Annotated in this window: 13 protein-coding genes; 6 read left to right on the plus strand and 7 right to left on the minus strand. The window is 67.8% G+C overall.

The window, feature by feature from the left end; translation table 11 throughout:
- Nucleotide 1: 1 nt before the first annotated feature.
- From mshB to ACIBG5_RS36595, 3 genes are all read right to left on the minus strand, one after another.
- A complete protein-coding gene (gene mshB, locus ACIBG5_RS36585; RefSeq protein WP_396396250.1) occupies nt 2–913 on the minus strand; it encodes an N-acetyl-1-D-myo-inositol-2-amino-2-deoxy-alpha-D-glucopyranoside deacetylase in 912 nt (303 codons plus the stop codon).
- Nucleotides 914–1,151: 238 nt separating this feature from the next.
- Complete coding sequence (locus ACIBG5_RS36590; protein WP_396396251.1) at nt 1,152–1,448, minus strand: response regulator transcription factor; 297 nt, start codon at nt 1,446–1,448, stop codon at nt 1,152–1,154.
- 151 nt (nt 1,449–1,599) lie between these two features.
- Nucleotides 1,600–1,968: a (deoxy)nucleoside triphosphate pyrophosphohydrolase gene (locus ACIBG5_RS36595; RefSeq protein WP_396396253.1), complete on the minus strand. Its 369-nt coding sequence runs from the start codon at nt 1,966–1,968 to the stop codon at nt 1,600–1,602.
- A 60-nt stretch (nt 1,969–2,028) separates the two neighbouring features.
- Here ACIBG5_RS36595 and ACIBG5_RS36600 point away from each other — a divergent pair, with 60 nt between their 5' ends.
- The 5 genes from ACIBG5_RS36600 (at nt 2,029) to ACIBG5_RS36620 (ending at nt 6,504) form a co-directional block, all read left to right on the plus strand.
- Nucleotides 2,029–2,655, plus strand: a complete 627-nt coding sequence (locus tag ACIBG5_RS36600; protein WP_396396254.1) for a hypothetical protein — start codon at nt 2,029–2,031, stop codon at nt 2,653–2,655.
- A 107-nt stretch (nt 2,656–2,762) separates the two neighbouring features.
- Nucleotides 2,763–3,056 (plus strand): hypothetical protein, encoded by a 294-nt coding sequence (locus ACIBG5_RS36605; RefSeq protein ID WP_131359262.1) that lies wholly within the window; start codon nt 2,763–2,765, stop codon nt 3,054–3,056.
- Entirely contained in the window at nt 3,056–3,856 is an 801-nt protein-coding gene (locus ACIBG5_RS36610; RefSeq protein WP_396396256.1) for a hypothetical protein, read from the plus strand. Before ACIBG5_RS36605 ends, ACIBG5_RS36610 begins: the two co-directional genes overlap by 1 nt.
- Nucleotides 3,857–3,877: 21 nt before the next feature.
- Complete coding sequence (locus ACIBG5_RS36615) at nt 3,878–5,755, plus strand: fumarate reductase/succinate dehydrogenase flavoprotein subunit (protein WP_396396258.1); 1,878 nt, start codon at nt 3,878–3,880, stop codon at nt 5,753–5,755.
- Nucleotides 5,752–6,504, plus strand: a complete 753-nt coding sequence (locus ACIBG5_RS36620) for a succinate dehydrogenase/fumarate reductase iron-sulfur subunit (RefSeq protein WP_396396259.1) — start codon at nt 5,752–5,754, stop codon at nt 6,502–6,504. Before ACIBG5_RS36615 ends, ACIBG5_RS36620 begins: the two co-directional genes overlap by 4 nt.
- 51 nt (nt 6,505–6,555) lie before the next feature.
- Here ACIBG5_RS36620 and ACIBG5_RS36625 read toward each other — a convergent pair whose 3' ends face one another.
- From ACIBG5_RS36625 to ACIBG5_RS36640, 4 genes are read right to left on the minus strand one after another with little or no spacing between them, the layout of a single operon-like run.
- Nucleotides 6,556–9,243, minus strand: coding sequence for a DUF4038 domain-containing protein (locus tag ACIBG5_RS36625; RefSeq protein WP_396396261.1), 2,688 nt, complete (start codon nt 9,241–9,243; stop codon nt 6,556–6,558).
- 1 nt (nt 9,244) lies between these two features.
- Nucleotides 9,245–10,018, minus strand: coding sequence for an ATP-binding cassette domain-containing protein (locus ACIBG5_RS36630; protein ID WP_396396262.1), 774 nt, complete (start codon nt 10,016–10,018; stop codon nt 9,245–9,247).
- Nucleotides 10,015–11,037 carry an ABC transporter permease gene (locus ACIBG5_RS36635; RefSeq protein ID WP_396396264.1) on the minus strand — a complete coding sequence of 341 codons (1,023 nt, stop codon included), beginning with the start codon at nt 11,035–11,037 and terminating at the stop codon, nt 10,015–10,017. Before ACIBG5_RS36635 ends, ACIBG5_RS36630 begins: the two co-directional genes overlap by 4 nt.
- Entirely contained in the window at nt 11,034–12,125 is a 1,092-nt protein-coding gene (locus tag ACIBG5_RS36640; RefSeq protein ID WP_396396266.1) for a sugar ABC transporter substrate-binding protein, read from the minus strand. The genes ACIBG5_RS36635 and ACIBG5_RS36640 overlap by 4 nt, the downstream gene beginning before the upstream one ends.
- Before the next feature lie 184 nt (nt 12,126–12,309).
- Here ACIBG5_RS36640 and ACIBG5_RS36645 point away from each other — a divergent pair, with 184 nt between their 5' ends.
- Nucleotides 12,310–13,446 (plus strand): glycoside hydrolase family 99-like domain-containing protein, encoded by a 1,137-nt coding sequence (locus tag ACIBG5_RS36645; protein WP_396396268.1) that lies wholly within the window; start codon nt 12,310–12,312, stop codon nt 13,444–13,446.
- The last annotated feature ends 51 nt before the right edge of the window (nt 13,447–13,497 follow it).

The following is a 13,497-nucleotide window of genomic DNA, read 5'->3' on the forward strand; positions in this document are numbered from 1 at the left end:
CCTACAGCCCCGCGAACAGGTCGTGCTCGAGGCCGTCCGGGCCGGGCGCCGCGGTGCCCTTGACCAAGCGGTACGACTCCGAGGCCCAGACCTGATTGCCGTTGTTGTTGGACAGCGCGAAGAACGGCCCGTCGACAGTGATCTGGGTGGCGTGCGCCTTCATCGCGTTCATCTTGCGATCCAGGAACTCGTCGCCGTCGATCACGCAGTTGATCAGCCGGTCCGGGGTGATCGGCGGACCCATCGGACCGTCCGGATCCATGCCCTCGAACGTCGTCGTGTCACCGGCCTCCCGCAGCCGGCGCAGGCTCTCCCGCATCCGCGACTCCGCCATCGCGATCCAGTAGATCTTCGCGATGTCCCAGGCCTCGCCGAGGTCCTCCCGGTACGACGGGGCGGCCGCCAGGGCAGCGGCGTACGTCGCGACGCGATGGGCCTTGATGTGGTCGGGGTGACCGTAGTTCCCGTACTCGTCGTACGTCACCAGGACCTGCGGGCGGACCTCGCGGATGACCGGGACCAGGTCGTCGGCCGCGGCGAGCAGGTCGGCCTGCCAGAAGCTGTCCTTGCGGGTCTCCAGCGGGACGGCGGCGTTGCCTTCGTCGTTGTAGATCATCCCGGTGTCGCGGTACTTCCCGGCGCTGCCGAGCCAGCGGTGGTCGGTGACGCCGAGCTCGGCCATCGCGGCGGCGAGCTCGCCGATCCGGTGCTCACCGAGCTGATCGGTCTGGTCGGCGGCCAGGTGTTCGAGGTCCGGGACGAGCACCTCACCCTCTTCACCGAGCGTGCAGGTGATCAGCGTGACGGCGGCTCCCTCGGCCACATAACGCGCCATCGTCACGCCGTTGTTGATGGTCTCGTCGTCCGGGTGGGCGTGCACCAGCAGCAGCCGGCGGTCAGGTAGCTCACTCATGCCGAAAGCCTACGTCGGCCCGCCGACAGCTTTCGCGCGCTTTTCATGGCTCGCCGCCGAGGGCCGTCGCGGCCCGGCGACGACCCTGGTCGCGGCCCGGGCGGTGCGCCTGGTTGAGGCCCGGGCATCGCCGGGCCGCGACGGGTCCGGCGCTGCACACAGGGGGGTCAGCGGCTGAAGGGTGGTCAGCCGGGTCCGCAGCGCCGGTCTTCCCCGGACCCGAAGCCCGGGGAAGGGATCAGCCGAACCGGCGGACGAGCAGACAGCCGGCCTGGAAGCGGGATCTGGCACCGAGACCGGCGATCAGCGCGCTGATCTCGGACCGGACGGTCCGCAGCGAGAGGCCGAGTTCCCGGGCGATCGCCGCGTCCTTGGCACCCGTGGACATCATCCGGCCGATCGCCACCTGGCGACTGGTCAGCTCCTTCGCCGCCGCGGGGGTACGACGCCGCGATCCCAGCTCGTACACCTCGCAGACCAGCTCCGGCGCGATGTCTTCCCGCCGTACCGCGGGAACGGCCTGGTACACCGACATGCCTGTACTCCTCCCCGGAAAGTAACGGTCACGATTCTCCGGCTGGTCCAGACCGCTCACCAGGTACAACCCATACAGTTGACCCATACAAACCGCGACTGTCGCGTCCGCCAGGCCCGAGCAGGCCGGGTGAGGGTGTGATGTCTGCCACTCAGAGCAGTTCGCGGAGCCGCCGGACGAACGGCCGGTCCGGGATCAGCCAGTCCGCCTCGTCCAGTTCGGCCGGGGCGAACCACCGGAGCTCGTCGTGCTCCCGCAGTACCGGGTCGCCGGCAACGATCGACGCCCGGTAGACGCGCAGGCGGTAGCGCTCGGAGATGTCCACCGCCGGCCCGAGCGACTCGCCGACCTTGATCTCCAGGTCGAGCTCCTCGCGGATCTCCCGGACCGCCGCCTGCTCCTCGGTCTCCCCCGGCTCGACCTTGCCGCCCGGGAACTCCCAGCCACCGTCGGGATCAGGCCGGTACGCCGCCAGCACCCGGCCGTCCCTGACGACGGCGACTCCTACCACGATCTGCACGGGGCGACTCTGCCAGATATACAAGGAGAACTGTCCCCGGCCTCGGGCAGGATGACCTGCATGCCGTTGCAGAACAGGGTTTTGCCGACGCAGGAGATCGTGGCCGACGCCGGCCGCGGCCTGCTGATGGGCAACCGCGGCTCGCTGCACAGTCCCGACCGCCGCCTCGGGACGACGCGCTGGCGCTCCAAGGCCTGGATCTGCTGCGTCCTTGACTGGAAGGGGGTTCGGCGCGATCCGATGCCGCCGGGGCGCTGGACCGCACTGTTCTTCTTCGACGAGGCGGTCGCGCTCGCGGCCGGCCATCGGCCCTGTCATTACTGCCGCCGCAGGGACTTCCTGCTGTACGCCGGCGCCTGGGCGACCGGCCGCGATCTCGACGAGCGCCCGCGCGCCGCGGCGATGGACGCCCAACTGCATCTCGAACGTGTCGAACCACGCACCCGGCGACAACGCACCACCATCCAGAGCCTCGGCGAACTCCCTGACGGAGCAATGATCCGGTACGACGGCCGCCCGGCGCTCGTGCTCGGCCACCAGGTGCTGCCCTGGTCCTGGGCCGGGTACGGCGAGGCCCGCCGGCCGCCCGGACTGCGTGAGGTGGAGGTGCTCACCCCACCGGCGAATCTCGTTGTACTGAAGGCCGGATTCGCTCCATTACTCCACCCGACGGCGGTCGGCAACTGAGGTAACCCTAACTGGAAACACGCCGTACCGAGGGGTCTTCCGTTGGGCGCCCCGCAGAGGCAAAGTGTGCCCATACTGACAGCCACAAGACAACTACTGGAGTCGGCATGGGTGAAGGCAACAGCGGCGTTGCCGCAGTCGTCCGCGCGCTCGAGGCGCTACACACGTCCGTCGGCAAACTCAGTCAGGAGTACGGTGACACTCTCGGCATCCGCCGGTTGGTGTCGGATGTGGCCCGGCTGAACGACGACTTGGCTGAGCTCGGCCCTCCCGACCCCCGTCACAGACCCGGACCCGTTCCGGAGGAACTCGAGGAGATTCCCGACGTGGAGTATGACGCGTCCATGTGGACAGACGCGGAGCACGAAGGCTTCGGCGCGCCCGACAGGCACGCTCCCTGATGGCGACGGGAGTAGACGCACCCGGTCGCGCACAGATCGGCCTCAAGACCGCAAGAACCGACCGGTGGTGGCTGGCACCGCTGCGGATCGGTGTGATCCTTCTCTTCTTCATCGCCTATGCGACGGTCCGCATCTTCATGGGCAAGTGGTACTGGGTCGACGATTTCCACTACCTCACCCCGCTGTACTCGCCCTGCCTGAGCAGCTCGTGTGTCGAAGGTTCCAGCCACCTCGGTACCTGGTTCGGCGGATTCCCGCGCTGGCTGCCGTTGAGCCTCATCACCTTCGTGGTGCTGGCCGGCTTCCGCGGCACCTGTTACTACTACCGCAAGGCGGGCTACCGGTCGCTGTTCTTCGCACCGGCCGCCTGCGCGGTCCCGGAGCCGCACAAGAGCTACACCGGTGAGACCAAGTTCCCGCTGGTCGCGCTGAACCTGCACCGCTACTTCTTCTACGGCGCACTGGTCTTCGGTCTGCTCAACGTCTACGACGGTATCCAGGCCTTCCACGGCAAGGACGGTGGTTTCGGCATCGGCCTTGGCACGCTGATCATCTGGGTCAACCTGGTGATGCTGTGGCTGTACACGTTGTCCTGCCACGCCTGCCGGCACATCGTCGGCGGCCGGCTGAAGAACTTCTCCAAGCATCCGCTGCGCTACCGGTACTGGACCTTCGTGTCCAAGCTGAACCCGAAGCACGGCACGTTCGCGATGGCGTCGCTGTTCACCGTGATCCTCACCGACGCCTACATCATGGGACTGTCGGCCGACTGGTTCTCCGATCTGCGCTTCATCAACTGACCCACGGGATCTGAAGACTTCATGACTGAGCTGGAACGACACACCTACGACGTCGTCGTGATCGGGGCCGGCGGCGCCGGCCTGCGCGCGGCGATCGAGGCCCGCGAGCAGGGCAAGCGCACCGCGATCGTGTGCAAGTCGCTGTTCGGCAAGGCGCACACCGTGATGGCCGAGGGCGGCTGCGCGGCGGCGATGGGCAACGCGAACTCCAACGACAACTGGCAGGTCCACTACCGCGACACGATGCGCGGCGGCAAGTTCCTGAACAACTGGCGGATGGCTGAACTGCACGCGCAGGAAGCCCCCGACCGGGTCTGGGAGCTGGAGACGTACGGCGCGCTGTTCGACCGCACGCCGGACGGCCGGATCAGCCAGCGCAACTTCGGCGGCCACACCTACCCGCGGCTCGCGCACGTCGGCGACCGCACCGGTCTGGAGCTGATCCGCACCCTGCAGCAGAAGATCGTCTCGCTGCAGCAGGAGGACTTCGAGGCCACCGGCGACTACGAGGCGAACCTCAAGGTGTACGCCGAGTGCACCGTCACCGAGTTGCTGAAGGACGGGGACGCGATCTCCGGTGCCTTCGGCTACTGGCGCGAGTCCGGCCGGTTCATCCTGTTCGACGCGCCCGCGGTGGTGCTGGCGACCGGCGGTGTCGGCAAGTCCTTCAAGGTCACCTCGAACTCCTGGGAGTACACCGGTGACGGGCACGCCCTGGCGATGCGTGCCGGCGCGACGCTGATCAACATGGAGTTCATCCAGTTCCACCCGACCGGCATGGTCTGGCCGCCGTCGGTGAAGGGGATCCTGGTCACCGAGTCGGTGCGCGGTGACGGCGGCGTACTGAAGAACTCCGAGGGCAAGCGGTTCATGTTCGAGTACGTGCCCGACGTGTTCCGGGCGCAGTACGCGGAGACCGAGGACGAGGCGGACCGCTGGTACAAGGACCCGGACAACAACCGGCGTCCACCAGAGCTGCTGCCTCGCGACGAGGTCGCCCGGGCGATCAACTCCGAGGTCAAGGCCGGCCGCGGTACGCCGCACGGCGGTGTCTTCCTGGACGTGTCGTCGCGGCTCCCGGCCGAGGAGATCACTCGCCGGCTGCCGTCGATGCACCACCAGTTCAAGGAGCTGGCCGACGTCGACATCACCGCCGAGCCGATGGAGGTCGGTCCGACCTGTCACTACGTGATGGGTGGCGTCGAGGTCGACCCGGACACCGCGTCCTCGAAGATCCCCGGTCTGTTCGCGGCCGGTGAGGTTGCGGGCGGCATGCACGGGTCGAACCGGCTGGGTGGCAACTCGCTGTCCGACCTGCTCGTCTTCGGGCGGCGCGCGGGCATGGGTGCGGCGGTGTACGTCGACTCGCTGCAGGAGCGGCCGAAGATCGACGAGGCGGACATCGACGCCGCGGCGATCGAGGCGCTGGCACCGTTCGAGCTCGAGGGCGGCGAGAACCCGTACTCGATCCACCAGGAACTGCAGCAGTCGATGAACGACCTGGTCGGCATCATCCGCAAGGAAGAGGAGATGGAGCAGGCGCTCGGCCGGCTGGCCGAGTTCCGCGGCCGGATCGCGAAGATGACGGTGGAGGGCCACCGCCAGTTCAACCCCGGCTGGCACCTGGCGCTCGACCTGCGCAACATGCTGACCGTGTCCGAGTGCGTGGCCAAGGCCGCGTTGCGGCGGCAGGAGTCCCGCGGCGGTCACACCCGCGACGACTACCCGGGCATGAACGCCGAGTGGCGCAAGAAGCTGCTGGTCTGCGCACTCGATGCCGACGGCGGCGTGAACGTGACCGAGGAGCAGCAGATCCCGATGCGCGAGGACCTGCTCGAACTGTTCGAGCTCGACGAGCTGACGAAGTACCTGACGGATGAGGAGCTGCCGGCCAAATGAGTTACAAGGGCAAATTCCGCGTCTGGCGGGGTGACTCCGACGGCGGTGAGCTGAAGGACTACGAGGTCGAGGTGAACGAGGGCGAGGTCGTCCTCGACGTCATCCACCGGCTGCAGGCGACCCAGACGCCGGACATGGCGGTGCGGTGGAACTGCAAGGCCGGCAAGTGCGGCTCCTGCAGCGCCGAGATCAACGGCATGCCGAAGCTGATGTGCATGTGCCGGATGAACACGTTCGCCGAGGACGAGGTCGTCACGGTGACGCCGATGCGCACCTTCCCGGTGATCCGCGACCTCGTCACCGACGTGTCGTTCAACTACCAGAAGGCCCGGGAGATCCCGGCCTTCAAGCCGCCGGCGGACGTGAAGCCGGGCGACTACCGGATGCAGCAGGTCGATGTGGAGCGCTCGCAGGAGTTCCGCAAGTGCATCGAGTGCTTCCTGTGCCAGGACACCTGTCACGTGATCCGCGACCACGAGGAGAACAAGGAGAGCTTCTCCGGTCCGCGGTTCCTGATGCGGATCGCCGAGCTGGACATGCACCCGCTCGACGCGGCCGATCGGCAGAACGCGGCCCAGGAGCAGCACGGCCTGGGCTTCTGCAACATCACCAAGTGCTGCACGGAGGTGTGCCCCGAGCACATCAAGATCACCGACAACGCGCTGATCCCGATGAAGGAGCGCGTCGCCGACCGCAAGTACGACCCGATCGTCTGGCTCGGCAACAAGATCCGCCGCCGCCCCGCCTGATCGACCCTGGGAAGCCCCTGGAACCGCGCAGGTTCCAGGGGCTTCCGCGTGTCACTGCCGATAGACCGACAACTGGTAGACGATCGGCGCGTTCCCGGTGCCGCTGAGGTACAGGATGCGTGCCTCGCTACCGGTGACATCGGGGAACGTCACGGTCGTCGTCTCCCCCTGCTGCCCGAACCCTCCGGTGCCCGAGTACGCCGTCTGCCACGCCTTACCGTCCCAGTACTCGATCCGGTACGCCGTGGTGCGGTTGCCGTACTCCGACACGGCCACCGCGTTGAACGTCGTACTCCGTCCGAAGTCGACCGCCAGCCACTGCCCGGCCCAGCATCCGTCGCAGGCCTGCCAGTTCGTGCCTGGGTCGTTGTCGAAGGCCTTGGCCGCGACCTGGCCGGCGGCCCAGCTGGAGCTCGCCGAGTAGCTCCCGCCCGCAGTGAGATCCGGTGCATCGGTCAACGGGTGCCGGTACAGCCCCAGCTCGGTGACTGTCACCGCGGACGAGGCCACGAACCGGACCTCCGTCGTGGAGATTCGCTGGAATGTCAGCACGGTGCCTACACCAGCGCCTCCGATCTGCCCGGAACCCGACGCCGCCGTCTGCCAGGTCTGCCCGTCCCAGTAGTCGACCCGGTAGGACGCCTGTCCCGACCCAGTGACGATCACCGTGTCCAAGGCCGTCTCGCCCCGGAACGTCGCCTCGAGTGAACTACCCTCCCAGCTGGTGCTTCGGTTGCGGTCAGCAACATTTGCCGGGAGCGTGGCCGCCGGGGTCAGGTCCGGCAGCTGCTGGCGGTAGGTGGCCGTCATCGGCGTACTCGTCTGACCTGAGCGGGTGGTGATGGCTCGCAGCTGCACATCCATCGGGTCGGCGATCCGCACCGGCTCGCTGTAGACGGGACTTGACCGCGTGGGCGTCGTACCGTCCGTCGTGTAGTGGATGGTGGCATTCTCGGTCGACGTTGACAGCCGCACCGGCTGCACGCCTTGGTAGGCGCCGCCGGTCGGGTCGGCAACGGGCTGCCGGGGTGCGCTGCCGATCGGCGCACCGCGGTTGACGGTCAGGACCCAGTCTTCCGCGGTCGGTCTCGCCGGGACGCTCCAACTGCCGCCGGCAGCTTCCACCTTGGTGCTGATGGGTGTCCGTTGCCCGGTGCGTGGGTTGAACCACTCCGCCGTGTAGTAGTGGTCCGGATCGAGCCTTCGGATCGTGCCGGTCGCCGTACCGGTGCTGGTCAAGAGAGCGACGTAGGACTTGTTCCCGTCGGAGGCCAGCACATTGTCGCCGCCGGAGCCGAAGTCGGACCACGTCGCGTCACCGAAGTGCGGCGTGAGCTTCCACCAGTCCAGGCCACGGAAGAACTGCACGCCGTGCGTGAGCTGGTCACCGGTCTGACGATTCGCCCCCGTGTACCACCACTGGTAGCGCGCGGGCATCTCGTAGTCGGTGCCCGCGTCGATCGGCTCGCCCGGGGCGGAGTACACATCGTTCCAGACGCCGGCGACACCGTACCCGTAGCCCCGAAGTCCCAGCAGGTAAGCCTTGTACAGCGCACTCAGCGCATGCCTGCTGTCGGTCCAGAAGTCCTCGTACGGCGTCTCATAGGCGAGGCTCGGTTTGCCGGACGCCCAGTACTCGGCGACCTTCCCGAGGTTCCAGCCGTCGCTGTACTGCAACTGCGCGGCAAAGCCGTCATGCCAAGGTTCGGTCGCGAAGCGGGAGTTCGTGACGCTGGTCTGGTCGGTGTTCTCCTGGTGCGGCATCAGCGGCTGGTCGTACGCGTCGGCGGCGTCGAGGGCCTTGATCGCGGCCGCCCACGGCGCCATCGCGTCACCGGCGTACACGCCGTAGAAGTCGTTGTCGATCTCCTGCGCCACGGTCCAGATCACCGGGTACGCGCCGTACCGCGCGTCCCAGTAGCGCGCGAGCGCGGCCATGTAGTCCGGAGTCATCACGCCAGGGTTGTCGTGCGGCTGGGCGGCCCAGGCGATCATCGCGTTCGCATGCACGAGCCCGGCGTCGGCGATGTAGGCGAACTTCTTGTCCATCTCCGCGAATCCCGCCAGGTCGTCACTGGTCAGACCGTTGGTGAGATCGGCGGCGGGTTGTTCGTCCGGCCTGGTGTGGCTTCCGCCGTGCGGCTGCCAGATCGGCTCGGACTGGAAGACGGTGAAACCCTGCCCGACGCGCTTGTCCACGACGTACTTGAACTGTGAGTCGACGCCCGGCGCGTTGGAGGTGTCGAAGCGCTCATGCGGCAGGATCCAGTGCGTGTCGCCGAGGTAGAAGAACGGCGTACCGTCGGCGTGCTGCAGGTAGTGCCCGTCCGTACTCGGCTTCAGGAAGCCGTGCCGGTAGATCTCGAGATTCCCCTGGTAGGGAACGGCTTGGACGGAGGCAACGACACCGTTGAGTCCGGCATCGGTCGACGAGGTGCGCATCGTCCACACCCCGACGGCAGGTGGCGCGAAGCGGACCTTCCAGGACGAGCCGCCGTCCCAGAACGCCGGCCGCGTGATCACCTGCCCACGCGGTCCACGGAACGTCGCGGTCACCTGCACGTCGGCGAACGGATCGGGGTACGTCGCCTCGGCCGTCAGCCCGATCTCGACCGAGCGCCAGGTCTCGACCGTGTACACCGCCGGGCTTGGACCGGCGGCGGCGTCGGGAACCAGCCCGACGGCACCCAGTGAGACGGTCATGAGTAGAGCCAACACCCGGACGAGCTTCGACGGCATGTCAGATCCCTTCCAGTTCAGTGGAAACAGAGGCGTCGTCGGGGTCGCCGTACACGATCAGCTTGACGATCTCCTCGACCGTGCTGTCCGCCCGGCGGCGGATGCCGGCGACCCGGCCGAGGTGCATGACCAGAATCCGGTCAGCGGTCTGCCACACCTGCTGGAGGTTGTGGCTGATCAGGATGACCGCCTTGCCCGCGTCGCGCAGGTCGCGGACGAGCCGCAGGACCCGCTCGGACTCCTGGACACCGAGCGCGGCAGTCGGCTCGTCCATGATCACGATGTCGGCGCCACCGGTCAGGACGCGGGCGATCGCGACGGCCTGCCGCTGCCCGCCGGACAGCAGGTAGACCGGCACCCGGACGGACGGGAGCTGAATCGTCAGCCCGGCGAGGATCCGCTCCGCCTCCCGGTAGATCCGCCGCCGGTCGACGAACGGTCCGCGGCGGAACTCCCTGCCCAGGAACAGGTTCTGGGCCACGTCCCGGGTGTCGACCAGGGCGAGATCCTGGTAGACGGTCGCGATTCCGGCCGCTGCCGCATCCGCAGGCTTGCCGAACGCCACCGGCTGGTCGCGAACCTGCAGCTGTCCCTCGGTCAGGTCGTAGACGCCGGAGAGGATCTTGATCAACGTGCTCTTGCCGGCGCCGTTGTCGCCCACCACCGCGAGCACTTCCCCGGCGTGCAGGTCGAACGACACGTCCTGCAGTGCCCGGACATGGCCGAACAGCTTGCCGACACCGTCGGCGGTCAACACTGGTGCGGTCGAGGTCATCGGGCCCTCCGCCGTTCGCCGATCGCACCCAGGACGACAGCGAGTACGAAGACCGCTCCCCTGGCGAGCTGCTGGTAGTACGAGCTGACCGACAGCAACGTCAGCCCGTTGTTGAGTACGCCGATCACCAGGACGCCGGCGAGAGTGCGCTGGATCCGGCCGGATCCACCGGCCAGTCCGATGCCACCGAGCAGGACTGCCGTGAGTACGTCGAACTCCGCGCCGTTCGCGTAGTTCGGACCACCACTGCTCGACGTCCCGGTGGTGACGATGCCGCCGACGGCCGCGAGTACGCCGGTGGTGACGAACACCCCGGCGTACAACCACTTGGTCCGGATGCCGGCGCGCAGCGCGGCGCTCGGGTTGCCTCCGACACCGTAGATGTGCCAGCCCACCGGCGTGAACGTCAGCATCACCCAGCTGACCACGAACACCGCCACCAGGATCCACACCGTCGTGGGCACACCGAGCGGTCGCAACTGCAGGGCGTCGGGCAGGGCCAGGTTGGTCAGTGGCTTGGTCTGACCGCCGGTGCTGATCAGGGCGACTCCGCGCAGCACAATCCCCATCGCCAGTGTCGCAATGATCGAGTTGATGCCGACGCCGACGACAAGCACGCTGTTCGCCAGCCCGATCCCCACTCCGACGGCCAGCCCGAGCAGGACGGCTGCCGGCGTACTCCAGCCCAGGCTCTCGATCGCCAGTGACACGATGACGCTGGTCAGCGCGATGTTCGCACCGACAGTGAGGTCGAGCTGCCCGGCAATCAGGGCGATCGTCATCCCCGCCGCCAGCACCCCGGTGACCGCCACCGCTGCGCCCACGTTGAGCAGGTTGCGCTGGGTCAGGAAGTACGGCGAGGCCTGCGAGAAGTAGACGACGAGGACGATCAGAGCAACGTAGATGCCGAGGTCGAGGAACCGGTCGGAGAGCCGGCGCCGACCGGCCCGGCCGGGCTCGGGTGCGGGCGCCGGCCGGAGCAGGCGGCGCGGATCCAAGACCCCCAGGACGTCGGTCATCGCTTGCTGTCTTCGGGGTAGAACTGGTCGACGGTCGCGGCGGTCAGCACGCGGTCGACCCTGAACTCCCCGAACGGCTTGCCCATCGCGGTCGCGATCGCGGCCTCGACCCAGTTCCAGCCCTCGGCGTACGGCTGGTAGTCGATCGCGGCGACCAGGATGCCCGCGTTGCTGCGATCGCGCAACGCCAGCCGGGCCGCACTGTCGCCACCGTTGCTGACGGCAAGGATGTCGCCGTCGCGGTTGGCCGCCTTGGCCGCGTTGACCGCGCCGATCACCGGCTCGTCGCCGTAGGAGACGACCAGGACGGCGTCGTTCGGGTGCGCCGTGAGGAAGTCGTTGAAGGTCGACCCGGCCGAAGTCGTCGGGTCCTGGCCCTGTGGGGTGAGCATCTTGGTGTTCGCGGCCGGGATGCCCAACGCGGACTCGGCGCGCGCGAACGCGGCCTTCACCCGGGCGTCGCACGGTCCGCAGTTCGCCGACGTGAGCCCGGCGACCAGGACCTTCTTCCCCTTCCATGCGCCGGCCATCTTGGCCTTCGCGGCCGCCGTCATCGTGTCGACGGCCAGCGTGCCGACCTGCTGGTCGTCGACGCCGAAGTGCGGCAGGTCCTTGAACGACCCGTCGATCAGGACCAGCTTCACCTTGTCCTGGCGGGCCTGGTTGTAGGTGGCGTCGTTCATCGGCTGCGAGCCGACGACGTCCGGCATCTTCACGGCCAACTGCTTGTACTGGTCGAGCTGGGTGTCGTACTTGAAGTTCAGATCGGCCTGGTCGAGCTCGACCCCGTAGTACTTGGCCGCGGCCTTCATCCCGTCCGACCAGGTGGCGAAGTACGGGTAGCTGAGGCCGGGGTTGAGGAAGGCGAGCCGGTACTTCTTCGGCAGCGTCTTCGGCACGGCGAACAGCGGCTGGACCTTGTAGGTCCCGGTGGCTGCCGCGATCTCCGCCGCGGTGTGGGTCGCCGTGGACGCCGTCGTACCGGCGGCGTCCGAGGACCCGTCCGGCTGGTCGCCCGCCGAGCAGGCGGTCACGACGAGGGTCGCGGCGAGGGCGCCGAGGGCCAGCAGGGAACGTCGCGGGCGCATGGGCTCTCCTTGGATCTGGAGGATGACTGTTGAAATGTTTCAACACCGGAGCGTAAGGACGGGTCCGATGGTCGTCAAGGCCTCGCCACCAGGGCTGTCCGATCCCGGACACCGATTCTGGACAGCCTTCGGAGCATCGATCTAGGCTCGATGTTGAAATATTTCAAATACAGGAGCGTGATCGATGGAACGGCCGAAGGTCCTCGCCTACTACTTCCCCGGGTGGCACCACGACCGCCGCAATGCCCGCTGGTTCGGCGCGGACTGGGACGAGTGGGAGCTGCTCCGCGCCGCGACACCGCGGTTCGAGGGCCACCGCCAGCCACGGATCCCGCTCCAGGGGTACGCAGACGAGGCCACGCCCGCAACGGCCGAGGCGCAGATCGGCCTCGCCAAGCAGTACGGCGTCGACGGCTTCCTGGTCGACTACTACTGGTACGACGACGGGCCTTACCTGCAGGCGGCGCTGGACGAGGGGCTGCTGTCCGCGGCGAACAGCGACGACGTGCAGTTCGCACTGATGTGGGCCAACCACGAATTGCTCGACATCTTCCCGCACGGCGATCCCGCGCAGGGCACGCCGCGCAAGCTCAAGCAGGGCGCGATCGACCGGGCGGCGTTCGAGAAGTTCGGCCGGCACGTCATCGACAACTACTTCTCGCGGCCGAACTACCTGACCGTCGCGGGCAAGCCGTGGTTCTCCATCTACGAGCTCGGCAATCTGATCTGCGGCCTCGGCGGGGTGGAAGCGGCCGTCGACGCGTTGCGGTGGTTCGACCAGGAGGCCAGGCGTGCCGGTCATCCGGGGGTGCACTTCGACGCTGTCGTCTGGGGGATCGCCGTCCTGCCGGAGGCCATCACCGTGGACGACCCGCGGCGGCTGGTCCGCGAGCTGGGCTTCGCCTCCGCGACGTCGTACGTCTGGGTGCATCACGCCGACGCACGCGACTTCGACTTCCCGGTGGCAGACATCGGACCGATGCGGGAGGCGGCCTTCGCGGAGTACGAGAAGTTCGCCGCGGAACTCGACGTACCGTTCTACCCGAACGTGACCGTCGGGTGGGACGCGTCGCCACGCACCGATCAGGCGGCGCCCTTCGATCGCGGCGGATATCCGTGGACGCCGGTGTGGGACTCGACTCCCGAGGACTTCCGGGAAGGGCTGCTGGCGGCGAAGGACTTCCTGGAGCGGCACCGGCCGCCGGCACCGATCGTCACCATCAACGCCTGGAACGAGTGGACCGAAGGGTCGGCACTGCTGCCCGACACCCACCACCGCTATGCGTTCCTCGAGATGATCCGGGACGTGTTCGGTAGCTAGGATGGGCTGTTTCCGGGCCGGCCGACGTTCGGGGTGGTAGTGGCGAGAAGC

Origin of the sequence: Kribbella sp. NPDC050241, from assembly GCF_044459685.1 — a bacterium.
GTDB lineage: Bacteria > Actinomycetota > Actinomycetes > Propionibacteriales > Kribbellaceae > Kribbella.